Origin of the sequence: Meiothermus ruber DSM 1279, from assembly GCF_000024425.1 — a bacterium.
GTDB lineage: Bacteria > Deinococcota > Deinococci > Deinococcales > Thermaceae > Meiothermus > Meiothermus ruber.
In genome coordinates this window covers 1,281,107-1,305,951 of sequence record NC_013946.1, presented here as the reverse complement: position 1 = coordinate 1,305,951, position 24,845 = coordinate 1,281,107, and the positions used below count along the sequence as shown (strand labels likewise).

The following is a 24,845-nucleotide window of genomic DNA, read 5'->3' as shown; positions in this document are numbered from 1 at the left end:
CGCAGGGGGTGCCTTGAGCCTGCGCAGAAAACCTGTTAGGATGGGCGGCCTATGCTTATAAGCCCACCCCGCTGGGAGAATGGCTATCCCCCCAAAACCCAGCTACAGCTAGAGGTTGTCGTCATGCTCGAATCGGTGCTGGGGGCCTTGCTGAACCAGCTCGGAGAGGAGGCCTTCGTGGGCATCTACGCCAAGGGCTCGGCGCTTAAGCCCTGGGACAGCCCGCTCGACTACGTGCCCGAACTCTCCGATATAGACGTGCAGCTTGTCCTTCGCGATCCAGCGCTTCTTAACGACATCGAGCTGGCCCTGGCGGTGCAGGCTGAGATGGAGCGTCGCTTTTTTCAACGTGTTCCGCAGCCCCTGCACCTGCCCCGCCCCCAGATCATGGTTATCAACCCGTACCTGAGCGACCCCAATTTCTCGCCCTCCCCTGCCGCAATCGTGCAGACCCTCTTCGGTATGCCCTATACCGAGGTGCACCCCCTCACCGACCGCGAAGCCGTGCGGGAGGCCGACCGCTGGGGCCTGCTCGAGCGTGCCAAACCCGAGGATCTGAAAGCCTTTCCCCTCAACTTCATCGATATGCCCGGCAAGTACCTGTTCCACTGCCTGAGGCAACTCACCTGGCGGGTAGGGCCCACCGCCTCACGGGTACTCTCGCTCCTGGGTAGCAGCTTCGAGGAGGCCTGGGGCCACAACCGCACCCACCTGGTGGGCCGGCTCGAGGCCGCCGGGCAGGAGCAACTGGCCGCCGACTACGCCGGCTTCTATCTGTGCGCCTGGGAGTTTTTCCGCTCAGGTTACACCGATTCCAACACCGCGCGGCGGGCCATTGTGCATGGGGTGCGGGCGCTCGAGGCGGGGCGGCAGGTTGCACAAAGAAGTTGAGTTGGCTATTACCCTGCGCGGCTCCCTCGAGCATATGGGTAATACCGTGGGTAATCGATTACAAGCAGGCGGTAGGGTTCTTCGTCTTCCTCCACTTGAGGGAAGCGGCCCACCGGCTCGAGGAAGTGGTTGTCGCTAGCATCATCGTTTACCGTGGAGACTTCTCCCACCAACACCGGGGCCTCAAGGGCAGAAAACTGGTGGTACTGGAAGGGTCTGAGGGTAATAGACTCGCCAGGGGAAAGCACGATGCGGCCGCCAGCCGGCACCGTGTGCCAGAGCCCGTCGCAATTCACACGGACATCCTCATTGGAAAGCCGCCCATTGGCATCAGCCTGGTGCAGCACAATTTCCAGTTTTCCTCCGCCGCGATTGATAATGTCCTCGGTCTTGCGCCAGTGAAAATGATGCAGCACCATCTGGCCAGGATTGCAGACCAGGATTTTCTCACAATAGACTTTGCCCACACCCTTGGAAAGCTCCTCGAGCGTGCCGTTGCGGATGGTAAAGAGTAGCACACCTTTTTTCTCGTACTCACCCAGGCCGAAGTCCGTCACATCCCATCCGAGGCTGTTATGCACGATCTCGGCAGCTTCGGGGCCTCTGGACTGCCATTCCTGGGGAGTCCAGTCTGCAAAAGGCGGTAGGAAAAACCCTTGCGCCCGCACGAAGGTCTCTGCATCGCGAATGATACGGTTGATTTCGGAACGTTTCATATGCTATCCCTAAAAACCTATGCAAACCCCAGGGTGAAGTTTGCCTTAGAGGATCTGCTTTGCGAGGATCTCGAGCTCGCCCCAGTCGGTGATTCCATTCATCGCACCCATCGCCCGCGCCGCCATGGCCCCCCCCGCATTGCCATACTTAGCACAGGCCTCAAGGCTCATGCCGCGCAACCAGGCTGCCAGGAAACCAGCGATAAACGCGTCGCCCGAGCCAGTGCCATCTACCGTGTGGATCGGAACAATGGGTAGCTGATAGCTCTCACCCTCGCGGCTCATCACCAAAGACCCCTCGGCGCCCATCTTGAGCGCTACCACCCGGCGCACACCCAGCTCGAATAGCTTTTGCGCTACGAGGTAGGGTTCGTGGGCTCGGGTAATGTGACGAGCATCGTGGATGCTGGGACAGAAGATATCGGTGTGGGGCAGCAGTGGATTTATCAGCTCCCAGTTTCCTCTGGCATTCCAGACGTTGTCCAGCGAAGTAACATAGCCGAGTTGCACAGCGCGGGCAAAAAGGTCTCGTGCTGGGCCCCCGTCCACCCCTTCCATCCCGGGCAGGGCAAAGTACCCCGCCAGGTGCAGCAACCTGGCTCCCCGGGCTCGCAAGTCTTCCAGGGGCACGTCACCTGGTACCAGCCTGGCGTTGGCCCCGATGGCGTGGATGAAGGTACGCTCCCCTTCCTCATCCACCAGCACCTGGGTCGCCGAGGTGGCTGCTGAAGGATCGCGGATGAGCAGGCTTTCGGCCCCATGTCGCCGGGCCTCGGCAACCAGGAAGTCACCAAAGCCATCCTGCCCGACACGTCCGATCACCGCCGTGGGGATGCCAAAGCGCGCCAGGACATACCCGGTATTGGCCGCCGACCCTCCCGAACAGAGCAAGACCTCGTCTACCAGCTCCAGGCGGCCTTTCTCGGCGGTACCCCGTACCGGTCTGGCGATCACATCTGCCACCAGAATACCCACTGAAACCGCTTCTATAGCCCTCATCTCCTCATCCTTAAACCGCACCTTACATCAACGCACGGATGGCCTGGATAGCCTCAGCCATATCTGGGCGCTGCCAGACGTTGCGCCCAATCACCACCCCACGGGCTCCGCTCCTAAGCCCCTCCGAGATGCGCCGGTATAGCACCTCAGGGTTGTCCTGTTTAGCTCCACCCAGAAAAACCGTGGGCACTTCCCAGGCCAGGATCTGCTCGAGGGCGCTCAACCCCACCGCCGGAATTTTCAGGATATCGGCCCCCAACTCCATAGCGATGCGCGCCCCGTGAACAATAGCCTGGTCGTGCTCCTCCAGCGGCAAGACCCCGCCCATCCACAGGGGTTCGATCATCAGCGGAAAGCCGTACTGATCAGCCTCTTCGGCCACCTGAGCAATCAGGCGGATATTGGCCTCAATCACCTCGAGGTTTAGGCCCCAGGGAAAAAGAACTTTTACTGCATCCGCCCCCAGCGCTGCAGCACGGCGCATTGTCGCAACGGGAATTGCGGCTTTGATTTGCTCCAAAGTCCCTGGGCGGTTACCCCAGAGCTGTGAGTCCATAGTCAGGGTCAGGCTCATTTCGCCCCGCTCCAGGCCGAGCTGTTTAGCAAGCCCGGCTGACATCAAAGTACCGTCCACCCCGGCCTCGCGGAGGGCCTGCAGCGTGGCTCGAGGGTTTTCCAGGCCCTGCAGGTTGCCCAGGCTCAGACCATGATCGATGGGAACAATCAGGGCTTTACGATCTGGAGGAAGAACGCGGTGCAGGCGTTGGTTTAGTGTCTTCATGCTCGCTTCTCCTCTCAGGCCCTACCTACGCTACCCAGCACCTCAAGCCGCTCTCGCACAACCGAGGCGATGGCCTTGATGCTGGGCTTGAGCAGCTTGCGCACGTCCCACTCCTCAGGCTGTAACTGCAGTGTATTACGCAGGGCACGGGCAAAGGTGCGCTGAAGTTCGGTTCCCACGTTGACCTTAGCCACCCCCCGCCCCGCAGCGGCCTGGAGCATGTTGTTGGGGACACCCGAGCCCCCGTGCAGCACCAGGGGCAACGGCGTGGCCGCGGCGATCCTTTCCAGCCGGGGCAGATCTAAATGCGCATCCCGTGTGGCCTTTTGATGGATCGAACCGAAGGAGGCTGCCAGAACATCCAGGCCGGTAGCTTCCACAAAGTACGGCACCATCTCCGGATCGGTTAACAGCCCTTCGGAGACAATTTCCTCTTCCTTACCGCCGATCTGGCCCAGTTCCCCCTCCAGGCTCACCCCCACCGCGTGGGCCATCTGGGCTGCCTCGCGCGTGAGCAAGATATTCTCCTCCAGCGGCAGATGTGAAGCATCAATCATCACGCTGCTGAAGCCCGCTTCCAGCGCACGCCGGATATCCTCTAAGCTCTGACCATGGTCAAGGTGCATTACCACGGGGGTGCTGGCGGCCTCAGCCACCGCCCGCACCGCAGCAGGAAGGGCCTCCCACCCGGCATAGCCCAAGGCTCCGGTGGTCAGGGCCACTATAACCGGACTCCGTAGGCTTTCAGCGGTGTCCACCACGGCGCGAACGTATTCAAGGTTGATACAGTTAAAGGCCCCCACCGCATACTTATGGGCTCGAGCAGGCTTAAGAACTTCGGTTGCAGTAACTAAGGGCATGGTGTTCTCCTGATTTTTCTTCTTCCTGGGCTCCCACGGGAAGCGCAAAAGGGCGTTCGAATGAGAAAAATACTTTGTAAGACAAGCCAAAGGGCAAAGTTTCCCGCGGGTTATATAAAGGCTACACCTGTCCGAAAGGGGTTTTGTATGGTTCAAGTTGCTCAAAGGGAACCAGAACAGGCTGCCCCTGCTGGATCAGCAAAGCCCCCGAGCGATGGTTGGCCAGGTGTTCCACCCCAGCCTCGGCCAGCACCCGTGCAAGCAGGCGATCGCGAGCGCTAGGCCTGCCACCCCGCAGGGTGTGGGAGGGGCGTGCAAAGCGCAGGCGCAGGCCAACCCGCTCAGACAGCGCCTCTAGGGTGGCCTCGAGACCGGGGTAGCCCTCCGAGGCGACGATCAGGGCAAAGCGATGGCGGGCAACAGCGGTCTGGGTAATCTCCAGGAGGCGCTCAAGTGGGAGGGGCTCCTCCGGCAGCAGCAAGGCATCGGCTCCACCAGCCTGACCCACCGCCCGCGCCAGGAAGCCGGTGCTGCCTCCCAGGGTCTCGAGGGCACACAGCCGCGGCAGGGACTCAGCGGTGTCGCGAAACTGATCCAGAAGCAATAATCCAAGGTTCAGCGCGGTATCAAAGCCAATCGACTCCTCCGAGGCAGCCACGTCGTTGTCGATGGTGGCGGGAAGCCCCACCACACAGAGGCCAGCCTGGGCCAGGATTCTGGCACCCTGGAGCGAGCCATTCCCGCCCAGCACCATCAGGTGGTTGATGTCGGCTGCCTGCAAAGCCCTCAAGGCTTCTGGCAGCTTGGCCCTGAACCCAGGATCTCGCGAGGTGCCCAGAAAGGTACCGCCCAGGCGGGTATAGGGCAGGATGGAGGCCGCATTGAGACCGACAAAGTTACCTACCAGCAGACCAGCAAAACCCTCTCGAACCCCCACACACGACCATCCTCGAGGCTCGAGAGCGTTACATGCCGCCCATACCGCCATATTCATACCGGGTGCATCACCCCCAGAGGTCAGGATGGCTAGCTTAGGCATGGCTCACCTCATCCCCCAACCATCAGCTTCACGATCTCATCACCGCTGGTCTCGCCTATCCTGCGCTCGCCTGCCTTCTTGCCGCGCAAGAGCACCAGGATTCGATCCGAAACCGCAAAGATGTCACCCAGGTTGTGCGAAATAAAGATGATGGCCACCCCCTGCGACTTCAGCCGCTGGATCAGCTCCACCACCTTGCGCTGCTCGGGCACCCCCAAAGCGGCGGTAGGCTCGTCCATGATCAGCAAGCGGGCTTTCCAGTAGACAGCCCGCCCGATGGCCACAGCCTGGCGCTGCCCACCAGAAAGCGCGCTAACAGGTCGGTTCAAGGCCGTGTGAATATCAAGGGTATCCAGCACAGCGCGGGCCTCAACCCGCATCCTGGCCCGATCCAGTACAGGCAGTCCAAGGACTCGCTTCATGGGTTCACGACCCAGGAAAACATTGGCCCCAACATCCAGGTTATCGGCCAGGGCCAGATCCTGATAAATGGTCTCAATGCCTGCGTTCCGGGCCTCTCGAGGGTTGTGAAAACGCACCTCGCGCCCTTCAAATAAAATCTGCCCTTCCTCAGGTTGATGAACACCGCTTATACACTTAATCAGGGTGCTCTTCCCAGCGCCGTTGTCACCAGCTAGGGCTAGCACCTCGCCCGGGTAGACTTGAAACGATACCTCGCTCAGGGCGGTCACCCCACCAAACCGCTTGGTGATACCGCGAACTTCCAGCAGAGGGCTGCTCATCGCCTTACCACCCCCTGCTTAGCCTGATCCACCAGCACGCTTAGGATGATCACCAAGCCTACCGCTATGAACTGCCAGAAGGGCTGCACATTGATGAACACCAGGCCAAACTGAATGATTGCGATAATCAAAGCCCCGATCACTGTGCCTACAATGGTTCCGGCACCTCCAAACAGACTGGCCCCTCCGATTACCACTGCAGCGATGGAGTCCAACAGGGTGGCCTCACCGGCCTGGGCGGCCCCGGCTGTGAAGCGCCCGGTGTAGATAATTCCAGCGATGCCTGCCAGCAAAGCCGTGATTAGATAGAGCTGCATGGTGTGGCGCGTTACGTTGATGCCAGCCCGTTCAGCAGCCTGGCGGTTACCGCCGATAGCATAGGTGTACTGCCCAAACCTGGTCTGGCTTAATAGGTAGTGCATAAACAGTACCACCACCGCAGTAATCAGCACTGGTATGGGGATTACACCCAGCACAAAGCCATTGCCCATTGCGGAATTAACAGGGTTGTCGGTAGGTACGGTGTTTCCCGCCGCGACCAGAAAGCCCACACCCCTGGCCACCCCATACATCCCCAGCGTTCCGATGAAGGGGGGAACATTGAGCCGCGCCACCAGAAAGGCATTAACCGCACCCACACTCAACGCTGCGATCAGCGCAAAAAGACATGCCAGCACAAAAGAGAGCGCTGCAGGCATGGAGGGATCGAGGTGCTGCATGACCCGGGCACTCACCACAGCCGCTAAGCCCACTGTGAAGCCAACGGAGAGGTCGATGCCGCCTGCAATGATCACCAGGGTCTGCCCCAGGGCGAGCAGTAAAGGTTGTACTGCAGCCAAAAGTATGCTCTGAATATTGGTAGCATTGAGAATAAAGCTGCTGTCGTAGGCCATCCTGGCCCATACTTCGAAAAACACAGTCATGAAGATCAGGAAAAGCCACGACCAGGCCCCAGCCAGAAAACCAAGCCAGGCCGAAGGTTTGCGTTCGGAGCCTGTTATAGGTGGATTCACAACAAGTAACCTTCCTTTCAAGGGAGCTTTTCTACGTGTATTTAACGCCCACCGTTGATTAGATGACAGCTAAACCATCTGCTTCCCTTATCGGTAAGCCCTTAAGGTCGCACATTGGTTGATCTTTGATTTTTCTCGAAGTTGCTCGTATAGAAGCCATGAGGTCTGGGAGCAGCCGCACTGCTAGCCGCCCCCAGCCCGAATCTATTTGGAGGAGTAGATAGCAGCCTTGGCTTCAGCGCTATCGACGTTGGCCCTGTCAATCACGGTGTAGCCGGTGCCATAGCGGTTGGGGATCTTCTCACCATTAAGGGCCTTAACTGCCCATTCGACAGCTATCCGACCCATCTCGGCCGGATGCTGGCAGACGGCCATATCGATGGTTCCACCCTTTATATCGTTGATGATGGATTCGGGGCAATCGAAAGCCGCTACTTTTACTGCTCCGCGCTTGCCTGCGTTCTTCACCCCATTGGCTGCACCTATGGCACTGAATAGGTTTGCGCCAAAAACGCCGGCAAGGTCAGGGTTGCGGGCCAGCGCAGCCGCCAACTGTGAGGCAGCCTTATTAGCATCATTATCGTTGTACTGGGTTGCGAGCACGGTGATGCCGGGGTACTTCTTCATTTCCTCCTTGAAGCCTTGTTCGCGCTGGTCGGTTGTGGAGATGCCCGGTTTGACGTTTGAAACGTAGACCTTGCCCTTCTCACCGATAGCCTTGGCTAGGGCCCTGGCAGCGATGCGCCCGCCCTCAACGTTGTCAGAAGCCACGTAAGCCAGTGGGAAGTCGGCGTTGCCTTTGCCGGTCTGGTACTGACCATTCTCACCGATGAAGGTGTCCACGGTAATGATTTTGATGCCAGCCTCGTGGGCACGTTTCAAGGGGGCAATGAGCTGGTTTCTGTCAGTAGGGGCAATCAGGATGGCATCAGGCTTACGGGCGATGATGGCATTGAGTACTGGAATCTGTGTGGTGGGGCTGAACTCAGGGCCGCCTTGGAAAATCAACTCCACACCCAACCTCTTAGCAGCTTCTTCCGCGCCCTTGTGCATGGTGATGTAAAAGCCGTCGGTGGTGAGACCAGGAATGAGAGCAATGGTGTACTTCTTCTGTTGTTGGGCAAGGCCGTACATCGCCACCGCAATCAACAGACTCAAAGTCAGAACCGTAAATACCCACTTCACTCGTTTGCTCATGTGCTTCCTCCGGGGAAAGTATCCTTCGGCAGAACCTGCTTCCCAATCAGGCATCTCGCTGCCAGGTTCAGAACCGCTTGCCAAGGTGCCGTTTGCCGATTGTTGTGTTGTCTAGTTCTTCGACCTCCTTCCCTCCGCTATGGGAGCGGAATATCTCCCAGGTAGATGGCCTCGAGGGCGCACTCGGCAGCACCAGGGCCAATGGGGTTTAGAAGCGGGTCAACCAGAATTTGTAGGTGCTCCCCCCAACCCAGGTAGGGGTAGGCGTGGGTGTTGAGGTGGTGTCGCAGGCTGGGGATGAGCAAGTCTGCATAAGCAGCGCCTGGCCCCCCAAGCACCAACAGCTCGGGGTCGAATAAGTTGACCAGGTTTACAGCCGCCCAGCCCAGTGCCCGCCCGGCCTGCTCGAAGGAGAGAAGGGCCTGGGGGTTACCAGCATGCGCAAGCTCAGCAATAGTGCTTAGCGGAAGGCTTTGTTTGGTCAGGCGGAGGTAGCGAAACTCGATGGCGGTGGTACCGGCCACATTCTCCAGGCAGCCACGGTTGCCGCATGGGCAAGGCTCGCCGTCCATATTGACCGACATGTGGCCCAGCTCCCCAGCGAAACCGTGATGGCCTCGATATACCTGTCGCTTTATTACAATGCCGGCACCAATACCTTGCTGTAGCAGAATGTAGATGAAGTTCTCGGCTGAGGTGGAGCGCAGAAAGCGTCGTGCAGCAGCAGCGCTATCGTGTTCCAGGTATGTGGGTCTGTCCAGGTCACGCTGAAGGCGTTCGACCAGGTACATGTTGTGCAGATCGGGGAAATGAGGGGGGGTTAGTATCTGGCCGCGCTCGAAGCTGATGGGCCCCGGAGAGGCCACGCCTACCGCTACAACAGGCACCGGTGCCTGCTCGATCAGATGTTGTGCGGCCTCGAGCAAACGGCTGTAAACCACCTCGGCGCCCTTGCCCACACCAGAGGGGGTCTGCAGGATTTGCAGAGGCTGGCCCAGAGGATTGTACAATCCTAGTTCATAGGTATCCACGCCAAGGTCAATTCCCATCACGCAGAAGCGCCTTGGGTTGATGCGCAACGGCGCGGGGCGGCGGCCGCGCTGAATGGAAGTTGGCGCTGCTTCCAGAACCAACCCCAGTTCAATCAGATCACCAACCAGGTCTCCCAGCGCGGGTTTAGAAAGCCCCAGCGCTCGAGCCAGCTCAGCCCGGCTCCTGGGCATCACCCTTAGTAGTTCGAGGGCCTTGGCTCGATTGAGTCTGCGGGCATCTGTCGGACGATGCCCACTGAGAGAGTCCAGCGCCGGTTGGGGTGGGGTCTTGTTCAAAGATTCGGTCTTCTTCATAGAAAAAGTGGTGTGCGTTTCACAGTCTCGCGGCCCGGCCTCAATAACTCGAACAAGAGAGCCGACTAACGCCTGCAGAGCGTTGCCCTAGATGGTTTGCAATATAATAAAGCAACCTAACTAAATAATGCAAGGGAGTCCAGCGATACCCAACGGCAGCACCCTATTGGCAGAGTATGCAAACAGAGAGATTATCCTCATTTTATCGAGCAAACTCTATTTTCGGGCTTTTATTGCTCCAAGGCTCACTATTGACACAGTATGGGATTATTAGTAAGGTTAGCTAACTATAAATGGTAGACTTCTCGGATACTAATGTAGTAAACCCGCCGGGGTCGACCCCTAAAGGTCGTGGTCGAAGTAAGCAGGAGCCCGTTATCCTAGTGGCCGACATAGGCGGAACCAAGATCAGGGTCGGGCATATAAGGCTTGTAGGAAAAGTCAGTAGCAAAGGGGTAAGCCGGCGAATCCCTGCCCTTAGAGAGGAAATTAAAAAGCTCTCCACCGATTTAATTCGAACCCCCACCCCAGTAGCGTCCCTAGCGGGCCTGCTCAAGGCTTATGCTGCGGAGGAGAACCTCTCCCCCCAGGCCGCTGTCCTGGGGGTGCCGGTAAGCCTTGACCGCGATCTGGATAAGGTGCTTTCCAGTCCCAACATCCCCCAGCTCGAGGGGCTCACCCTGGCCAGCGAGCTCGAGGTGCAGCTAGGGTACCGCGTTTACCTTGAACGGGATATCGCCCTGCTGCTCCTGGGAGAGTATCGCGCCGGGGCTGCAGAGGGCGCGAATTCTGTGTTGGGTGTTTTTTTCGGCACCGGTGTGGGGGCTGCCATGCTCTTCGAAGGCAGGCCCTACCGGGGATACTCGGTGGGGCTCGAGCTGGGGCATATCCCCATCCGGGGCGAGGGTCGTGTGTGTATTTGTGGCAATCTGGACTGCCTGGAAGCCTACGCCTGTGGCCACACCCTGAACGCGCTCTCCCAGCAGACAGGTATTCCTGTACCTGAGCTTTTCGTACGTCGCCATGAAGACCCAGGGCTGGATCGGGCTCTGCACGAGTTTGTGCGGGATCAGGCATACGCGGTGGCAACGGCCATCAACCTCCTTGACCCGGCAGTGTGTGTGATAGGCGGTGGGATTCCCCAGATGGAAGGCTACCCCCGGGAGGCTTTTAGCCAAACGGTTCTCGAGCACCTACGCCGTCCTTATCCCCGCACCACGATTCGCCTGACCTGGGCTGAGCTGGACTCCGCAGCCGTATTCCACGGTGCACTGGCAGTGTTGGAGCAGCGTAGGGGCCAGGGTATTCATTCCAGAAACTAGCACTCGAGGCCGGGCATGCAACTTCTTTTGGGAATCGACATAGGAACCAGTTTCATCAAGGCGGGGGTTTTTACCCCTTTAGGCGAGGTGGTTGCCCTTAATCAAGCCCCTGCACCCCTGAACCGCATTGGGTCTGTTCAGGGTTACTACCTGGCAGACGAGCTATGGGAAAGCGTTGCGGAGTTGGTTGGCAGGCTAACCAAGGAGTTATCCCAGTCTGAATGGGAGCGGCTGGGGGTGGTGGGCATTAGCAGCTTTGGGGAGTCCGGGGTGCTGCTGGGACGGGATGGTGGCCTGCGATTTCCTGAGGTGATGGCCTGGTACGATGAACGCCCCAAGGAGATTTTTGAGCACCTAAGCCAGGTTCTGCTGGCCCTGGATCCAAGCCGGTTGCGCCTGCGAACCGGCCTGCTGCCCGATCACACTTATAGCCTGGCCAAGCTCTTATGGTTACGGCAGGAGTGCCCAAAGCTGCTCCAGGGCAGTCTATGCTGGGTCTCGGTGGCCGATTGGATTGCCTTCCGTCTCACCGGGAGGTTGCAGATGGGTCTGACCCAGGCCTCCCGCACCCTACTTTTTGACCTGCTGTCACGCCGTTGGATGGAAGATACCCTGCTCGAGGTGGGGCTGAACCCTGGTTTACTCCCCTCCCTGCGATTTCCCGGCGCTCCCATCGGCCCCGTAACCCCTGAGGCTGCAAGCCAGAGCGGTCTTCCCTCCAGTCTTCCGGTCATGGAGGCCGGACACGATCAGGCCTGCGCGGCAGCGGGTCTCGGCGCCCTCGATCCCGGATCCATCATCAATGCCTGCGGTACCGCTGAAACCCTACTCCAGATTATCGGCCCGGATGGCCTGGTCGATTCTCTAAACTCGAGCACCCTCATCGTCGGTCATCATGCCATACCGGACACCTACTACCTTATGGCTACACTGAGGGCCTCGGGATCGGTGTTCGACTGGTTCGCGCACGCCCTCTTCCCTGGTGAAGACGTAGAAGCTGCCCGCCAAAGCATCACCCAGGCGGCCTCTAGCATTCCCCCCGGTGCGGATGGCCTGCGGTTCATCCCTCATCTGCGCCAACTTACCGATAACCCAGAGGACGTTGCCTTGCCAGGCGGGGTGTTCTGGGGCCTGCAGGAGTCGCACCACTCAGGGCACCTTGCTAGGGCTGTGCTCGAGGGTCTCTCTTTTGAGAGCTACCGGCTTTTGGAGCGTATGCGAGGGGCTGGTAAACAGGGGTCGAGTGACCCCATCCGTGCGGTAGGCGGCCCCACGACCAACCCGGTTTGGATGCAGATCAAAGCCGATATGCTGGGGCGGCCCATCGAGATCTACGAGTGTCCACACGCAGCAGCCTGGGGAGCGGCACTCCTGGCCTGGTTGCACCTGCAAGGCCAGCCCCTCCAGGGCGAGCTTAAGGGATTGAAGCCTCGAGCTCGCTACATGCCAGGCCAGACGGAAGCGGCAGCCAAGCTACGTCGCTCCTATGGGCTTTTACTCCAGGCCCTGGCTCAGGTTCAATCCAGCCTGCTCGTCCCAGAAGGGAAGGCATGAGACCAAAGACAGTCATCACCCTGACCCTGAATCCAGCACTGGACGTAAAGATGCGCTTTAGCGCGCCCCGGCTAGGTGCGCTCAACCGAGCCCAGCGCATGGACGTAGAGCCCAGCGGTAAGGGTATTAACGTGGCGCGGGCGCTGGCCCGGCTGGGCATCAGGGTTCGGGCCGTAGCCCCACTAGGGGGCAGTTTCGGTCTAGCCATAGAGCAGTTGGTTTTAGCCGAGACCGGCCTTGAGTTGATTGGTGTGCAGATCACCGAATCTACCCGTTGCAACCTTAAGGTTATCGATGCCAACAGCAGCGAGGTTACCGAATTTAACGCCCCAGGGCCAGCCCTCACCAGAGAAGAGTGGAAACGGATTGAAGCAGCTTTGTTTGAGCCTTTGGAAGAAGGTGACCAGGTAGTTCTAGCGGGTAGCCTGCCGGCTGGAGCCAGCTCCACGGTTTACGCCAGCCTGGTGCAGAAAACCCATGAAATCGGAGCCAGCGCCCTGCTGGACACAGCAGGAGCGGCTTTACGAGAAGCGCTTCCTGCCAGGCCTTTTCTAGTCAAGCCGAACCGACTCGAGGCCGAGGAATTGCTGGGTCTGCCCATCAGAGACCGAAAGGATGCCATCTGGGCTGCCCAGCGCATCCAGGCGCTGGGCGCACAGCACGTGGTGCTCTCCCTGGGGGGCGATGGGGCGGTGTTCCTGTCTCCCAAGGAAGGCGTTTGGGCACACCCACCCAGGGTTCAGGTGAAGAGTACCGTGGGCTGTGGAGATGCCTTACTGGCCGGGGTTGTTGCGGGAATTCTCCATCAGCGCCCCTGGCCGGACGGAGCCAGGTTTGCAACAGCGCTGGCGGCAGCCCGGGCCGGTGGCGAAGGGGTGGAATTTCCTGATCTGAACCGGGTCAAAGCGCTGATCGGCGAGGTAAGACTTGAGGTTCTCTGAAGCACGCATCCCCCTCCCTTGACATTTGTCATCTCTGCACGCTGATTTTTACCAGTACCGTGCCTCCCCCATCCTTGCCAGACTGGGCCCTGGAGGAATGCATGGTTCGCAGTCTCGCAAAGGTCGTCCACAAAGCCTCGAGCCCGGCGGTGCTCGAGCAGGTTTCCAAGCACTACGGCCGGGTAAAGGCCCTCGAGGAGCTGAGCCTCGAGGTAACAGAGGGGGAACTCCTGGCCCTCCTGGGCCCCAACGGGGCGGGTAAGAGCACGGCCATCAGCCTGCTGGCGGGTTTGCGCAGGCCCGACCGTGGGAGGGCCTGGCTGTTCGGCCTCGACCCGCGAGACCCCCAGGCCCGGGCCAACCTGGGCGTAACCCCACAGGAGACCGGGTTGCCCAACGAGCTTCGTGTGCACGAGGTGCTCGAGCTGGTGCAGGCCCACTACCCCAATCCCACGCCGCGCCGGGAGCTCCTCGAGCGCTTCGGCCTGGGTGGCCTCGAGCGGCGGCAGTGCGGCGGCCTCTCCGGCGGGCAGAAACGCCGGCTGGCGGTCGCGCTGGCCTTTGCCGGGAACCCCCGGCTGGTGATCCTCGATGAGCCCACCACCGGCCTCGACGTGGAGGCGCGGCGTTCGTTGTGGGAAGGGGTAAAGCGCTACCAGGCCCAGGGCGGCACCGTTCTGCTGACCACCCACTACCTCGAGGAGGCCGAGGCCCTGGCCAGCCGCATCGCCGTGATCGACCGCGGCCGGCTCATCGCCGAGGGGACGGTGGGCCAGATCAAGGCCAGGGTCGGGCTCAAGCAGGTGCGCTTCGCTGCCGCCGAGCTTCCACCCCTGGAGGGGGTGAGCCGGCTCGAGCGCGAGGGCGACACCTTCACCCTCTACACCCCCGAGGCCGACACGGTGGTGCGCCAGTTGGTGCAGAAAAGCGTAGCCTTCAAGGGCCTGGAAGTTCGGTCGGTGAGCCTGGAGGAAGCCTTTGTCGCCCTGACGGGCGAGCCCCAAAAGGAGTGAAGATGCAACTCGTTCTCGCCCAGTACAAAGCCGGTCTCCTCTCCCTCTCCCGCAACCCCGGCTACTTCATCGGCAGCATCGTCTTTCCGGCGCTCTTCTTCCTTTTCTTCGTTCCCTCTAGCGTCCGGGACAGCAGCGGGGCCAATTTCGCGCTGGGTTCTTTCATGATCTTCGCGGTGATGGGGGCGCTGTTTTTTGGCTTTGCGGTGGGCATCGCCCACGATCGAGCCTCGGCATGGGCGGTCTACGAGCGCACCCTGCCGGCCCCGCCGCTGGTGCGGCTGGCCTCGAGGGTTCTGAACGGCTTCACCTTTGCCGCCTGCGCTACGATCGTGATGGCCCTGGTGGCCCACCTCACCACGCCCGTCCACCTCCCGCCGGTGGCCTGGGGCCGCCTGGCGCTGGCCCTGCTGGCCGGTGCAATTCCCATTAGCCTGCTGGGCTTTGCTATCGGCTACTTCGCCTCCTCCAGGGGTGCGGTGACCCTGGCCCAGCTCTTTTACCTGCCGCTCTCGTACGCGGGCGGGTTGTGGGCACCGCCACAGCAGCTGCCCACCCTGGTGCAGCCGATCTCACTCCTAACCCCCACCCGGCGCTGGGGCGAGGTGGTGTGGCCGGCGGTGACCGGGCAGCCCTGGCATGGGCAGGACTTTGCCTGGCTGGCCGTCTTCGCTCTGATTTTTGGAGCCCTGGCCCTGTGGGGCTACCGGCGTGATGAAGGGCAGCGTTTTAGCTAGGCGACGAAGTAAAATAGGGAGGTTACTAGCCGCCATGCCCACCCCTCAGCCCAATCGTTCGCCTGCCCGGCGGCCCCGGTGGTACGATTACGCCTACCTGGTCTACCTGGCCAACCTGCTGTGGCAGCCCGCCCTCGACCCGGGGTTTAGCCGGGTTGACGCAGCGGTCACGCTGCTTTCGGTGGCGATCTGTTTGCTTTTCTTCCTACGGCGCCCCCACCACAACCGCGCCCGCCTGGTCGCCACCGCCGCGCTGGCCGCCCTGGGGCTGACGGTAGCTCCCTTCAATTACGGCGCCAACGTCTACCTGATCTACGCCGCGGCCTTCGCGGGTGGGCTGTGGCCTTCGAGGCTGGCCCTGCGGGTTGTCTGGGGCCTGGTGGGGCTCACAGCCTTCTATTTTTTGATCCTCATGGGGGTGGGGACGCCCGCGCAGATCAGCATGGTCTCCTCCGTCCTTACCGCGGTGTTCGTGCTGGGGGTGGGGCTTAGCAACCTCAGCGAGACCAAGCGGGAGCAACACCGCCGCGAGCTCGAGGCGGCCCTAGAAGAAAACCAGCGCCTGGCGGCCATTGCCGAGCGTGAGCGCATCGCCCGCGACCTGCACGACCTGCTAGGCCACACCCTCTCGGTCATCACCCTCAAAGCCGAGCTCGCCGCCCGCCTCGCAGGGCGCGACCCCGCTCGAGCCGCCCAGGAGATGCGCGAGGTCGAGCGTATCTCGCGCGAGGCCACCGCCCAGGTGCGCGAGGCCGTGCAGGGCTACCGGTCGCGGGGTTTGCAGGGCGAACTGGCGGGGGCCAGGTTGGCCTTGCAGACCGCTGGAATTCGCTTCGACTGCTACATCCAGCCGCTCACCCTCTCCCCCACCCAGGAAAGCGTCCTCGGCCTGGCCCTGCGCGAGGCGGTGACCAACGTCATCCGCCACTCGGGCGCCACCTGCTGCGCAGTGCGGCTGCTGAAGGCAGGGGGCGGGGTGCTCCTGGAGGTGGAGGACGACGGCAAGGGCGGCGTGCTGGAGGAGGGCTCGGGCCTGCAAGGGATGCGCCAGCGGGCCGAGGCCCTGGGGGGCCGCCTCGAGCGCAGCAGTAACGGCGGCACCAAGCTACGCCTGTGGCTGCCCACAGCCGACCCCGAGCGCACCTCCTCCCAGGCGCTCCCCAAAACCCTTCATCCCAGCCCCGATACCCTATGATCCGCGTCGTCATCGCTGAAGACCAGGCCCTGGTTCTGGGGGCCCTGGCCGCGCTGCTGGAGCTTGAGGGCGACATCAAGGTGGTGGCTCAAGCCAAAGACGGCCGGAGCGCCCTGGAAGAGGTAAAAACCCACCAGCCCGACCTTCTGATCACCGACATCGAGATGCCCCACCTGAGCGGCCTCGAGCTCGCCGCTGAGGTGAAAAAGCTGGGCCTGGGAACCCGTGTTGTCATCGTGACCACCTTTGGCCGCGCCGGGTACCTGCGGCGGGCGCTGGAGGCCGGGGCCAGCGGCTACCTCCTCAAGGACGCCCCCTCCTCCGAACTGGCCGAGGCTGTGCGCCGGGTCTACCTGGGAGGCCGGGCCATCGACCCCCTTCTGGCCGCGCAGGCCTGGAGCGAGGAAGACCCCCTCACCGACCGCGAGCGCAGGGTGTTGCGCCTGGCTGGAGAGGGCCGCACCAGCGCCGAGATCGCCGCCGAGCTGGGGCTATCGGAAGGCACCGTGCGCAACTACCTCTCCGAGGCCATCAGCAAGCTGGGGGCTCAGAACCGCGTGGAAGCGGCCCGCATTGCCCGGGAGAAGGGCTGGCTTTAATTACGGAATGGCTGGAGCCTCCTTGAGGCTTGCCAGCAGGCGGCTCGAGGTAAGGACAGGCCTAGCGGAGCGGGCGCCGGAGCAAAAAGAGGGTGCGCAGGTGGAAGCGCCGGTTGGGCGCGGGCCGGCTCTATCGGCTGGGGTTGTTGGGCAGGAGGAAGGTGTAACGCTCCTCCACCTCCTTGTGCTCGTAGAAGCCTTTGAGCTCGAGGTGGTAAAAGAGTCGGGCAAGGAGTGTGGGGCCTTCCGTCAATACCCAGGCGGGCACCTCTGCGCGCTCATGGATGACCTGGTTACGGGCCTCGTGGCGGTGAAGCCTGGCCTCTACCTGGGTTTTGAGGAGGATCAGCCTTCTCTCTACCTCGGCTTCCTCGAGGGGTTTGCGTGCCGCAAAAAACCACATACGGTTTTAGATTCTAGGTCGACTATCAGAACCAACCGTGATTTTTGACCGGAACGCCCAACTGGGTGACCGCCTCCCACCTGATCACCCCCTTAAGGGAGGGCTTCCAAAGCCACTAATCGTCTCGAGGCCGCGTTTAATCTGATGGCTGAACTGTTTCGCACTTCAGCGCCCGGGCAGCCAGGATGGCGGCCTCGAGGTACCGCTCTTCCGGCTCCGCCACGGTAAAACGCTGGAACCACAGGCCCAGGCCCAGGAAGGCCCGGGCGACGGGGTGCTGCGGGTGATCCAGCATCCAGCCCCAGAGGGGTAGCAGGGCAAAAGGTAGCACCAGGCCCAGCAGGATCGCCAGCCATATCGGAGTGAAGAAGAAAAGCACGCCAAACGGCAGCACCAGGGCAAACAGGTTGGTGCCGCAATGAACGGTGGTGATTGGAACGGAAGGGTCTTTCGCATCCTCTAGCGGTCGGCCCGCCAGCAATACCTGCACTACCTTATGTTCGGCTCCGTGGTAGCGACGAAACTCCAGCACAAACCGACGAAAAGGCTCGTAGTAGTAGTAGGCCAGAACACAGCCCACTACCAGCAGCAGGTTGGCTAACAACGCCACCTGCAACGTGGCCAGGCCCAACGCCCGGATGGCTGTACCAGTAATGGCCCCAACGACAATCGTGATCATCGTATAGATGAAATCTTGCCGGCTGTCAGGGGTTCCACTGTAAACATGGCTCAGACCTCTCAACCCTTCCAGCAGCAGCAGGGCCAGCCGCCTGACGCGCCCCCTGTTCCCAGCCTCAATCGTCCGGGTGTGCAGGCGGAGCTTGCCATTCTCGTGATAGCCCACCGCCGTTCGTTCCTCGCTGACCAATACCACCCCTGTGGGCAGGGCCATACCACCGATCAGATCCATTCTTCATGACCTCCAGAAACTACTTCTGGAGTATAGGGCAAAATCCGTATAGCCCTGTTCGCAAATCGAGGTTCTGTACGGCCCCGCCGCTGTAAATCGCCCAGAACCGAATCTGGATAGTCCGCATCCCTTTCCATTGCAGGTTTTCCATACACAGCTCATCGTACTTCTGGACAGGTGCAGTCCTACCGCGCTTGTGACAAATAAACCAAGGAGCAGTGGGCAGCTAGCTAAACTTTAGGCAGGAGGATATATGGCTAGCAACGTAAAAGAATGCTTGGAGGAATTGTTGGGGCTCGAGGGCGCCCTGGGGGCGGCCCTGGTGGACTTCAAGAGCGGGATGGCCCTGGGCATGGCCGGTGGGGGGGTCAACCTGGAATTCGCCGCTGCGGGCAACACCGAGGTTGTCCGGGCCAAACTGAAAACCATGCAGGGCCTGGGCCTACAGGATCGCATCGAGGATATCCTGATTACCCTTGGTAAGCAGTACCACCTGATTCGGCTGGGCCAAAAACACAACAACCTTTTTTTCTACTATGTGCTTGACCGAGGACGGGCCAACCTGGCCTTGGCCCGCCTCAAGCTCGCTGAGGTGGAGGGCAAGCTCACCCTGTGAGGCGGGTGCTCATCGTCGACGATGAGCCGCTGTTCCTCCGCAGCCTGGCTGAGGGGCTTCAGCCGTATTGCAAGGAATTCCAGGTGCTTACCGCCACAGACGGCTCGGAAGCGGTGCGCATCCTGGAAGAGGGAAACGTAAGCCTCCTGATCAGCGATCTGCGAATGCCAGGCACGGATGGACTCGCGCTTGTTGCCTATGCTGCGAGCGCTTTCCCGCAGATACCAATTGTGGTGATGACCGCCTTCGGTAGCGAGGCAATGGGGCGCTCCTTGCAGGGTATAGTCTATGCCTACCTCGAGAAGCCCTTTCGACTACCGCAACTCCTCGAGACCATTCGCCAGGCACTGGCCGGGGAGCATGTAAACGGCATAGGTACTTCGGCCTTATCAAGATTCTTACAGCTTATCGAGCTGGAGCGAAAAGTATGCGATGTCTGGGTAACGGCCAGGGGAAAGGTAGGGGTATTGCGCTGTTTCGCAGGCGCTTTGATCGGGGCAGAGGCAGGGGCGTTGCAGGGAGAGGCGGCAGCCTTGGAGATTTTATCCTGGCAGGATGTGCGCATCGAGGTACGCCAGGCGCAGCCCGGGGCGCCAGGCAAACCCATCCCACTGACCCAATTGCTCCTTAAGGCTGCTCGTTATAAGGGAAAGACCCAAAGTGTAGAATTTCCCCTGGAAGCCTGTTTAGAAATTGAGGGGGTGCGGGCAGCGTGTTTGCTGACACCCAAGGGTGAGCTGCTGGCCGGAACAGGCGAGCTCACCCAGGTTGTGGCGGGTTTTGGCTCTTCTTTGGCCCTGGCCTGTCAAGTGGCCCAGCAACTCGCCGGCGCAGAGGTGGAAGAGCTGACGCTGTGCAGCTCAGGGTGGGCCCTGCTGGTACGTCCCCTCAAGAAACCCACAGCTTTGCTTGGCTTGCTACTGGAGGGGCCGGAGCGGCTGGCGCTCGCCCGCCTTCAGCTTGGGGGTATCCTCAAGCCCCCTCAAGGGTAAGGGTTACTTCGGTACCCCGGCCACGCTCACTTTTTATCGTGATGGTACCCCGCATCCCCGCCATCAGCCGTTGAGCGATAACCAGCCCAAGCCCGCTTCCTTGCGGCTTGGTGGTGTAGAAGGGGCGGAACAGCCGGGCCATCTCATCTGGCCCCATCCCCCGGCCAGTGTCCGTTATTACCAGCTCGACCGTTTGTATCTGACGTTCCAGGCGCAAGCTAATCTCTCGCAAAGGCTGTCCTTCCAGGGCATCTGCAGCGTTAGATAGCAGATTGAGTAGTACCTGGTACAGCGCCCTGGGATCAGCCAGCGCCATCACTTTCTCCTGCGTGGGAGCAAGAGAAAGGCTGATACCCCGTTGCTCGAAATCTTCCTGTATTAGCTTCACAAACTGTCGCAGAAAGGCGCCTAGCTCCAGCGGTGCTAGCTCGAGCTCTTCCAGGCTAAAAGTCTTGAGGGTGCGCAGCAGATAACCCGCCCGATCCAGCTCGGCCAGGGCCCGCTCTACGTACTCCACCACCTTCTCCAGGGGCCAAAGGGCCACATTTTCTCGCAACGCGCTGAGGGCCATCATGGCTGAGCCGATAGGGTTCACCAGCTCATGGCGCAGACCGGCGAAAACATAGCCGATCTGCTCGGTCATGTTGATGGTCTCGGCGATAGCCTCGAGGCGGCGCCGCTCCGTTACATCCCGCTGGATGTGAACCAGTTTGACTATGCGCCCCTTGAGATCCCTCACCGGTGAGATCGTAGCCTCCGCCAAGTAAACCTCACCGGTGCGGCGGCAGGCCTGGTAGCTACCACTCCACACCCGTCCAGCCCCTAGTGTTTGGCGTATCTCAGATGCGACTTCTGGTGGGATGGCCTGCAGCGTAAAAATATCCTTGCCCAACGCTTCTTCCTCTTGCCAGCCAGTCTTGGCTTGAAACGCATTGTTGAGGCTTTCGATTAGTCCGGATGGATCGGTAAGCACCATAGCCTCTGCAGCCTGCTTTACCGCTGTGAGCAGCCACTCCATCTGGGATGCGATCTCTTTATGAGCAGTGATATCCCGCACCACATGAACCCATTCATGCGGGCGGCGGGGGATCGGATAGTTAAGCACAACGTAGCTGCTACGTCCCAGGCGAAACTCCCCTCCAGCGCCGCGAAAGAGCTCCTCTTTCTGACCCAGCAGACTGGCCAGGGGCTGGCCTATGATAGTGTGAAAACTCAAGCCAAAAAACTCCGCGGCAGCCAGGTTACACCGTCGCACGCGCCCGGCCTCATCGGTCATGAATACCATTTCAGGCAGCGTGTCCACTGTGCTACGCCACTCCTCCAGGGCCTGCTCCAGCAAACGAACGCCCTCCACTTTCGCGCTCACATCGGACTGGATGCCCACGAAATGCGTCAACCGCCCCTCCACATCCCGCACCGGCGCAATGCGCAGATCGTTCCAGAAAGGTTGACCATCTTTTCGGTAGTTGAGCAGCAGGACGTGCGCTGGGCGCCCCTCATGAATAGCCCGGCGCAAGCGCGCAACGGTCTCAGGGTTGGTAGCAGGCCCCTGCAGGAAGCGGCAGTTACGCCCCAGTACTTCTTCTGAAGGATAGCCAGTGAGCTGCACAAAACCTGGGTTGCAGTAGACGATTGGGTAGTCGGGGAGTTGGGCATCCGTAATGACCACCCCAGCCAGAATCGTCTCTACCGCAATGCGAAAAATCTCATCCCTCACCGATCCCTCCCCCTGGAGCGCTTTTGCTGGTACATCCGCGCATCGGCCAGCGCCAGCAGGGCTTCGCCCTGTGCTTCTTCGGCCCAGGACACCCCATAGCTCACAGCGAAGCCCTCCAGGGCGCGGTGAAGCCGTGGAATATCCTCCCGGCTCAGCACCACGACGAACTCGTCCCCTGCCAGGCGGTAGGCCTCGAGGGCGTAGCGGCGCAAGCTCTCAGCCAGTGCCTTTAGAAGGCGATCCCCGGCCAGGTGACCTTGCGTATCGTTGACCTGTTTAAGTCCGTCCAGATCCAGCAGGGCCAGACCCCATCCCTCGCCAAGACCCTCTTGCAGCCGCCGCTCGAGGAAACGCCGGCTGCCCAGCCCGGTGAGCCAGTCGATGCGGGCCTGGCGCTCGAGTTCCTCGCGGTAGCCCGCCCCTTCCAGGGCTGCCAGCAGATGGTCAACAAAAAGGGCCGCTATGCGCAGTTCGGTGGCGTCATCTATCTTTGGGTATGCCAGGCGCAGGTACAGCGGCTCCGGTGGGCCGGGGAAGTAGGCCCCATAGCCCCCCGGCACCCTCCCGCGCGCTGGAAGGCCTATAGCTGCTTCAGGGCGCACCACTTCCAGCTTACCATCTTCAAAAATCCATTCTGCTGCATGCTTTGCGCGCTGCAGAACCCCGTTAAAATCCAGGCTGCCATAACCCACCACTGCCTCGTGCAGCAGCAGCAGGCGTAGGAGGAGGGGCTCGAGGCTCACAGGGGGTCTACAGGAATCTCAAGCAGATCAGTCCAGGTGTTGACCAGCGCAAAAAGCCCCACCACCGCTACCGCCTCCTGCACCTCAGCCTCGCTCAGCCCGGCTTGGCGCAGGCCCGCCAGCAGCCCTGGATCGGGGGCCGTGGCCGCTTTGTGGGCGAAAGCCAGCAAGGCCTGTACCTTACCCGGCAGGCCCGAAGGCACCTCCCCACGCCGCAGCGCCTCCAGCAGCGCGGTCTCGGTGCCCTGCACCATCAAGGCGTGGAGGTGCACCTCGGCGGCGTAGCTCGAACCCCTGGCCCGCGAGACGAGCACCCCCATCATCTCCTTGACTGTTCGGGGCAGCAGCCCTCGTAGCACCACGTGGCGGAAAGCCTTCCATAAGGCCGCTTTTAGTTCGGAGCTTTGCGCATAGGCAAAGACATTGGGCACCAGACCAAAGCCCAGTTCCTCCGCGATCTCCTGGTCGATGTGCTCCATGCTCACCTCCTCCAATTGCCTATCAGCAAGTCTAGAACATTGCAGCGGCCCAGGCAGTTCACAACCAACGCAACCCGCTCGAGCCCCTTACCCGGGCCCGCCCACAGCGGTCTGCCTGCCTGGGAGGAGGTGCAAGCTGCATTCTGCAGCGCCAACCCACAGGTCAGCTAGGGGTTTGTAAAGCCCGTAAGAGCTGCACCATCTCCACGGCGCTGTACAGCGCCTCCACCCCCTTGTTGCCGGCCTTACCCCCGGCCCGGGCCTCGGCCTGTTCGGAGGTATCGGTGGTGAGCACGCCGAAGGCGATGGGCTTTTCGCTGGCAAGCATGGCCTGCATCAAGCCGCTGGCAGCCTGGGCACTGACGTACTCAAAGTGTGGGGTTTCCCCACGGATGACCGCCCCCAAGGCCACGACCCCGTCCACCTCGGGGCGCTGGGCTAGCTTTTTAGCCGCTAGAGGGAGTTCGAAGGAACCCGGCACCCAGACCGTCCAGGCCTCCTCGAGGTTGCCTCCGAGGCGGGTATAGGCCTCGAGCGCCCCATCCAGCAGCGCCCGGGTAACGCGCTCGTTGAAACGGCTTACTACGAAGGCTATCCGAACATCGCGGGCCGAGAGGAGGGTTTGAACACGCTTCATACACGCCATACTAGAGCGGCAGGTCTACGGCGACAAAGAAGTGTGCCCTACAGAGTCCGTGGGCTTATGTAATAAGCTAGGCTACGCTATGCCCTCCTTCAGGGCAGGGTGCAATTCCCGACCGGCGGTGAAAGCCCGCGAAGCCCCCAAGGGGCCCGACTCAGTGGAATCCTGAGGCCGACGGTAACAGTCCGGATGGGAGAAGGAGGTGAAAGCCGGGGTAGCCCGGCGGTGGTGTGCTTGAACATTCTTTGCAGTGCGCCCTGGATGAGCGCTATCTACGAAGAGCCCTACAACTAGCGGAAAGAGGCCGGGGCCACACCCATCCCAACCCCCTGGTGGGCGCGGTGCTGGTTAAGAACGGCCGCATCGTGGGGGAAGGATACCACCCCCGGGCTGGGGAACCCCACGCCGAGGTTTTCGCTTTGCACCAGGCAGGGGAAGAAGCCCAGGGGGCCACCCTTTACGTAAGCCTGGAGCCCTGCGACCACCACGGACGCACCCCCCCGTGCTCCCTGGCCCTCCTCGAGGCCGGTGTCGGCCGGGTGGTGGTGGCAGCCCGCGACCCGAACCCGAAGGCCCAGGGGGGCCTGGAGCGGCTGCGCTCGGCCGGGGTGGCGGTGGAGCTAGGGTTGCTCGAGGCCGAGGCCCGGGCCCAGAACGAGGTGTTTTTCCACGCCCTGCGGCGGCGGCGCCCCTTCGTGCTCTGGAAGGCCGCGCTCAGCCTGGACGGGCAGGTGGCTACCCGGAGCGGCCACGCCGCCTGGGTATCCAACGCCCTCTCCCGCCGGGTGGCCCAGGGTTACCGCCAGTGGCTGCCGGCGGTGATGGTGGGCGTGGGCACCGTGCTGGCGGACGATCCGCAGCTCACCGTGCGCGAGCCCGACTTCCGGGCCTTTCCCCACCTGCTCGAGCCGCCCCCCCTGCGCGACCCCCTCAAGGTGGTGCTGGACACCGAGGCCCGCACCCCACCGGGGGCCCGGCTGTTCGCACCGGGCCCCAGGGGTGAGCCCGCGCGGGTGGCGGTGCTGGTGGGTGCAGGTGCTCCCGCCGCCCGGATTCGCGTCCTCGAGCGGCACGGGGCCACCGTGGTCGAGCTGCCCCGGGAGGGGGGCCGGGTGAGCCTGGAGGCCGCGCTGGCCTGGCTCTGGGAGCAGGGCGTGGACGGGGTGCTGCTGGAAGGCGGCCCCACCCTGGCCGGGGCCCTGCTGCGGAAAGGGTGGGTGGACAAGGTGGCCCTGTTCCTGGCGCCCAAGCTGGTAGGAGAGGGGCGGGGGGCCCTGCTGGGCTTCGCCGCCGGGCGCATGGACGAAGCGCTGGGCCTCGAGACCCGGCGGCTGGAGCTTCTGGAAGGGGATATCTGGCTGGAGGCCTATCCGGTCTGGCGCTGAACGGGCCGGGG

26 protein-coding genes and 1 riboswitch are annotated in these 24,845 nt (G+C 61.5%); of the genes, 11 read left to right on the top strand and 15 right to left on the bottom strand.

The window, feature by feature from the left end; translation table 11 throughout:
* Positions 1 to 51 precede the first annotated feature (51 nt).
* The gene (locus MRUB_RS06495; RefSeq protein WP_013013561.1) at positions 52 to 891 is read left to right on the top strand and encodes a hypothetical protein; all 840 of its coding nucleotides are present in this window, start codon (positions 52 to 54) and stop codon (positions 889 to 891) included.
* 8 nt (positions 892 to 899) lie between these two features.
* On the opposite strand, the gene MRUB_RS06490 is transcribed toward MRUB_RS06495, so the two are convergent.
* From MRUB_RS06490 to MRUB_RS06450, 9 genes are all read right to left on the bottom strand, one after another.
* Complete coding sequence (locus MRUB_RS06490) at positions 900 to 1,607, bottom strand: D-lyxose/D-mannose family sugar isomerase (protein ID WP_013013560.1); 708 nt, start codon at positions 1,605 to 1,607, stop codon at positions 900 to 902.
* A 45-nt stretch (positions 1,608 to 1,652) separates the two neighbouring features.
* Positions 1,653 to 2,606: a carbohydrate kinase family protein gene (locus MRUB_RS06485; protein WP_013013559.1), complete on the bottom strand. Its 954-nt coding sequence runs from the start codon at positions 2,604 to 2,606 to the stop codon at positions 1,653 to 1,655.
* A 22-nt stretch (positions 2,607 to 2,628) separates the two neighbouring features.
* On the bottom strand, positions 2,629 to 3,387 hold the full coding sequence (locus tag MRUB_RS06480; protein ID WP_013013558.1) for a class I fructose-bisphosphate aldolase: 759 nt from the start codon (positions 3,385 to 3,387) through the stop codon (positions 2,629 to 2,631).
* Positions 3,388 to 3,401: 14 nt separating this feature from the next.
* Positions 3,402 to 4,247, bottom strand: a complete 846-nt coding sequence (locus MRUB_RS06475) for a class II fructose-bisphosphate aldolase (RefSeq protein WP_013013557.1) — start codon at positions 4,245 to 4,247, stop codon at positions 3,402 to 3,404.
* A gap of 121 nt (positions 4,248 to 4,368) precedes the next feature.
* The gene (locus MRUB_RS06470; RefSeq protein WP_013013556.1) at positions 4,369 to 5,286 is read right to left on the bottom strand and encodes a 6-phosphofructokinase; all 918 of its coding nucleotides are present in this window, start codon (positions 5,284 to 5,286) and stop codon (positions 4,369 to 4,371) included.
* Positions 5,287 to 5,294: 8 nt separating this feature from the next.
* Positions 5,295 to 6,029 carry an ATP-binding cassette domain-containing protein gene (locus MRUB_RS06465; protein WP_013013555.1) on the bottom strand — a complete coding sequence of 245 codons (735 nt, stop codon included), beginning with the start codon at positions 6,027 to 6,029 and terminating at the stop codon, positions 5,295 to 5,297.
* A complete protein-coding gene (locus MRUB_RS06460; RefSeq protein ID WP_015586539.1) occupies positions 6,026 to 7,042 on the bottom strand; it encodes an ABC transporter permease subunit in 1,017 nt (338 codons plus the stop codon). Before MRUB_RS06460 ends, MRUB_RS06465 begins: the two co-directional genes overlap by 4 nt.
* Positions 7,043 to 7,246: 204 nt before the next feature.
* Complete coding sequence (locus MRUB_RS06455; protein WP_013013553.1) at positions 7,247 to 8,239, bottom strand: ABC transporter substrate-binding protein; 993 nt, start codon at positions 8,237 to 8,239, stop codon at positions 7,247 to 7,249.
* 137 nt (positions 8,240 to 8,376) lie between these two features.
* Complete coding sequence (locus MRUB_RS06450) at positions 8,377 to 9,585, bottom strand: ROK family protein (protein WP_081439949.1); 1,209 nt, start codon at positions 9,583 to 9,585, stop codon at positions 8,377 to 8,379.
* Positions 9,586 to 9,878: 293 nt separating this feature from the next.
* On the opposite strand from MRUB_RS06450, the gene MRUB_RS06445 reads away from it, so the two are divergent.
* From MRUB_RS06445 to MRUB_RS06415, 7 genes are all read left to right on the top strand, one after another.
* Entirely contained in the window at positions 9,879 to 10,907 is a 1,029-nt protein-coding gene (locus tag MRUB_RS06445; protein ID WP_013013551.1) for an ROK family protein, read from the top strand.
* Positions 10,908 to 10,922: 15 nt separating this feature from the next.
* Complete coding sequence (locus MRUB_RS06440) at positions 10,923 to 12,461, top strand: FGGY-family carbohydrate kinase (RefSeq protein ID WP_013013550.1); 1,539 nt, start codon at positions 10,923 to 10,925, stop codon at positions 12,459 to 12,461.
* Complete coding sequence (locus MRUB_RS06435) at positions 12,458 to 13,402, top strand: 1-phosphofructokinase family hexose kinase (RefSeq protein WP_013013549.1); 945 nt, start codon at positions 12,458 to 12,460, stop codon at positions 13,400 to 13,402. Before MRUB_RS06440 ends, MRUB_RS06435 begins: the two co-directional genes overlap by 4 nt.
* A gap of 101 nt (positions 13,403 to 13,503) precedes the next feature.
* On the top strand, positions 13,504 to 14,415 hold the full coding sequence (locus MRUB_RS06430) for an ABC transporter ATP-binding protein (RefSeq protein ID WP_013013548.1): 912 nt from the start codon (positions 13,504 to 13,506) through the stop codon (positions 14,413 to 14,415).
* A gap of 2 nt (positions 14,416 to 14,417) precedes the next feature.
* Positions 14,418 to 15,152 carry an ABC transporter permease gene (locus tag MRUB_RS06425; RefSeq protein WP_013013547.1) on the top strand — a complete coding sequence of 245 codons (735 nt, stop codon included), beginning with the start codon at positions 14,418 to 14,420 and terminating at the stop codon, positions 15,150 to 15,152.
* A gap of 34 nt (positions 15,153 to 15,186) precedes the next feature.
* Positions 15,187 to 16,347, top strand: a complete 1,161-nt coding sequence (locus tag MRUB_RS06420) for a sensor histidine kinase (protein WP_013013546.1) — start codon at positions 15,187 to 15,189, stop codon at positions 16,345 to 16,347.
* The gene (locus tag MRUB_RS06415; protein WP_013013545.1) at positions 16,344 to 16,946 is read left to right on the top strand and encodes a response regulator transcription factor; all 603 of its coding nucleotides are present in this window, start codon (positions 16,344 to 16,346) and stop codon (positions 16,944 to 16,946) included. Before MRUB_RS06420 ends, MRUB_RS06415 begins: the two co-directional genes overlap by 4 nt.
* A gap of 130 nt (positions 16,947 to 17,076) precedes the next feature.
* Here MRUB_RS06415 and MRUB_RS06410 read toward each other — a convergent pair whose 3' ends face one another.
* Both MRUB_RS06410 and MRUB_RS06405 read right to left on the bottom strand, forming a co-directional pair.
* Positions 17,077 to 17,349, bottom strand: a complete 273-nt coding sequence (locus tag MRUB_RS06410; protein WP_013013544.1) for a hypothetical protein — start codon at positions 17,347 to 17,349, stop codon at positions 17,077 to 17,079.
* A 136-nt stretch (positions 17,350 to 17,485) separates the two neighbouring features.
* Positions 17,486 to 18,259: a DUF1385 domain-containing protein gene (locus MRUB_RS06405; protein WP_013013543.1), complete on the bottom strand. Its 774-nt coding sequence runs from the start codon at positions 18,257 to 18,259 to the stop codon at positions 17,486 to 17,488.
* A 253-nt stretch (positions 18,260 to 18,512) separates the two neighbouring features.
* On the opposite strand from MRUB_RS06405, the gene MRUB_RS06400 reads away from it, so the two are divergent.
* Both MRUB_RS06400 and MRUB_RS06395 read left to right on the top strand, forming a co-directional pair.
* A complete protein-coding gene (locus tag MRUB_RS06400) occupies positions 18,513 to 18,875 on the top strand; it encodes a hypothetical protein (protein ID WP_013013542.1) in 363 nt (120 codons plus the stop codon).
* The gene (locus MRUB_RS06395) at positions 18,872 to 19,867 is read left to right on the top strand and encodes a response regulator (RefSeq protein WP_013013541.1); all 996 of its coding nucleotides are present in this window, start codon (positions 18,872 to 18,874) and stop codon (positions 19,865 to 19,867) included. The genes MRUB_RS06400 and MRUB_RS06395 overlap by 4 nt, the downstream gene beginning before the upstream one ends.
* On the opposite strand, the gene MRUB_RS06390 is transcribed toward MRUB_RS06395, so the two are convergent.
* The 4 genes from MRUB_RS06390 to ribH form a co-directional block, all read right to left on the bottom strand.
* The gene (locus tag MRUB_RS06390) at positions 19,848 to 21,584 is read right to left on the bottom strand and encodes a PAS domain-containing protein (protein WP_013013540.1); all 1,737 of its coding nucleotides are present in this window, start codon (positions 21,582 to 21,584) and stop codon (positions 19,848 to 19,850) included. The genes MRUB_RS06395 and MRUB_RS06390 overlap by 20 nt on opposite strands.
* Positions 21,581 to 22,327 carry a GGDEF domain-containing protein gene (locus tag MRUB_RS06385; RefSeq protein WP_013013539.1) on the bottom strand — a complete coding sequence of 249 codons (747 nt, stop codon included), beginning with the start codon at positions 22,325 to 22,327 and terminating at the stop codon, positions 21,581 to 21,583. Before MRUB_RS06385 ends, MRUB_RS06390 begins: the two co-directional genes overlap by 4 nt.
* On the bottom strand, positions 22,324 to 22,806 hold the full coding sequence (locus MRUB_RS06380; protein WP_013013538.1) for a carboxymuconolactone decarboxylase family protein: 483 nt from the start codon (positions 22,804 to 22,806) through the stop codon (positions 22,324 to 22,326). Before MRUB_RS06380 ends, MRUB_RS06385 begins: the two co-directional genes overlap by 4 nt.
* A gap of 163 nt (positions 22,807 to 22,969) precedes the next feature.
* A complete protein-coding gene (ribH, locus tag MRUB_RS06375) occupies positions 22,970 to 23,443 on the bottom strand; it encodes a 6,7-dimethyl-8-ribityllumazine synthase (protein WP_013013537.1) in 474 nt (157 codons plus the stop codon).
* A gap of 90 nt (positions 23,444 to 23,533) precedes the next feature.
* Positions 23,534 to 23,654, top strand: a riboswitch (FMN riboswitch).
* 25 nt (positions 23,655 to 23,679) lie between these two features.
* Here ribH and ribD point away from each other — a divergent pair.
* Complete coding sequence (gene ribD, locus MRUB_RS06370; RefSeq protein ID WP_013013536.1) at positions 23,680 to 24,834, top strand: bifunctional diaminohydroxyphosphoribosylaminopyrimidine deaminase/5-amino-6-(5-phosphoribosylamino)uracil reductase RibD; 1,155 nt, start codon at positions 23,680 to 23,682, stop codon at positions 24,832 to 24,834.
* Positions 24,835 to 24,845: the final 11 nt, after the last annotated feature.

What these genes read in the sequence shown, in the direction of transcription:
- MRUB_RS06495 (WP_013013561.1), top strand. Translation starts at nt 52, where the DNA reads ATGCTTATAAGCCCACCCCGCTGGGAGAATGGCTATCCCCCCAAAACC.
- MRUB_RS06490 (WP_013013560.1), bottom strand. Translation starts at nt 1,607, where the DNA reads ATGAAACGTTCCGAAATCAACCGTATCATTCGCGATGCAGAGACCTTC.
- MRUB_RS06485 (WP_013013559.1), bottom strand. Translation starts at nt 2,606, where the DNA reads ATGAGGGCTATAGAAGCGGTTTCAGTGGGTATTCTGGTGGCAGATGTG.
- MRUB_RS06480 (WP_013013558.1), bottom strand. Translation starts at nt 3,387, where the DNA reads ATGAAGACACTAAACCAACGCCTGCACCGCGTTCTTCCTCCAGATCGT.
- MRUB_RS06475 (WP_013013557.1), bottom strand. Translation starts at nt 4,247, where the DNA reads ATGCCCTTAGTTACTGCAACCGAAGTTCTTAAGCCTGCTCGAGCCCAT.
- MRUB_RS06470 (WP_013013556.1), bottom strand. Translation starts at nt 5,286, where the DNA reads ATGCCTAAGCTAGCCATCCTGACCTCTGGGGGTGATGCACCCGGTATG.
- MRUB_RS06465 (WP_013013555.1), bottom strand. Translation starts at nt 6,029, where the DNA reads ATGAGCAGCCCTCTGCTGGAAGTTCGCGGTATCACCAAGCGGTTTGGT.
- MRUB_RS06455 (WP_013013553.1), bottom strand. Translation starts at nt 8,239, where the DNA reads ATGAGCAAACGAGTGAAGTGGGTATTTACGGTTCTGACTTTGAGTCTG.
- MRUB_RS06450 (WP_081439949.1), bottom strand. Translation starts at nt 9,585, where the DNA reads ATGAAGAAGACCGAATCTTTGAACAAGACCCCACCCCAACCGGCGCTG.
- MRUB_RS06445 (WP_013013551.1), top strand. Translation starts at nt 9,879, where the DNA reads ATGGTAGACTTCTCGGATACTAATGTAGTAAACCCGCCGGGGTCGACC.
- MRUB_RS06440 (WP_013013550.1), top strand. Translation starts at nt 10,923, where the DNA reads ATGCAACTTCTTTTGGGAATCGACATAGGAACCAGTTTCATCAAGGCG.
- MRUB_RS06435 (WP_013013549.1), top strand. Translation starts at nt 12,458, where the DNA reads ATGAGACCAAAGACAGTCATCACCCTGACCCTGAATCCAGCACTGGAC.
- MRUB_RS06430 (WP_013013548.1), top strand. Translation starts at nt 13,504, where the DNA reads ATGGTTCGCAGTCTCGCAAAGGTCGTCCACAAAGCCTCGAGCCCGGCG.
- MRUB_RS06425 (WP_013013547.1), top strand. Translation starts at nt 14,418, where the DNA reads ATGCAACTCGTTCTCGCCCAGTACAAAGCCGGTCTCCTCTCCCTCTCC.
- MRUB_RS06420 (WP_013013546.1), top strand. Translation starts at nt 15,187, where the DNA reads ATGCCCACCCCTCAGCCCAATCGTTCGCCTGCCCGGCGGCCCCGGTGG.
- MRUB_RS06415 (WP_013013545.1), top strand. Translation starts at nt 16,344, where the DNA reads ATGATCCGCGTCGTCATCGCTGAAGACCAGGCCCTGGTTCTGGGGGCC.
- MRUB_RS06410 (WP_013013544.1), bottom strand. Translation starts at nt 17,349, where the DNA reads ATGTGGTTTTTTGCGGCACGCAAACCCCTCGAGGAAGCCGAGGTAGAG.
- MRUB_RS06405 (WP_013013543.1), bottom strand. Translation starts at nt 18,259, where the DNA reads ATGGATCTGATCGGTGGTATGGCCCTGCCCACAGGGGTGGTATTGGTC.
- MRUB_RS06400 (WP_013013542.1), top strand. Translation starts at nt 18,513, where the DNA reads ATGGCTAGCAACGTAAAAGAATGCTTGGAGGAATTGTTGGGGCTCGAG.
- MRUB_RS06380 (WP_013013538.1), bottom strand. Translation starts at nt 22,806, where the DNA reads ATGGAGCACATCGACCAGGAGATCGCGGAGGAACTGGGCTTTGGTCTG.
- ribH (WP_013013537.1), bottom strand. Translation starts at nt 23,443, where the DNA reads ATGAAGCGTGTTCAAACCCTCCTCTCGGCCCGCGATGTTCGGATAGCC.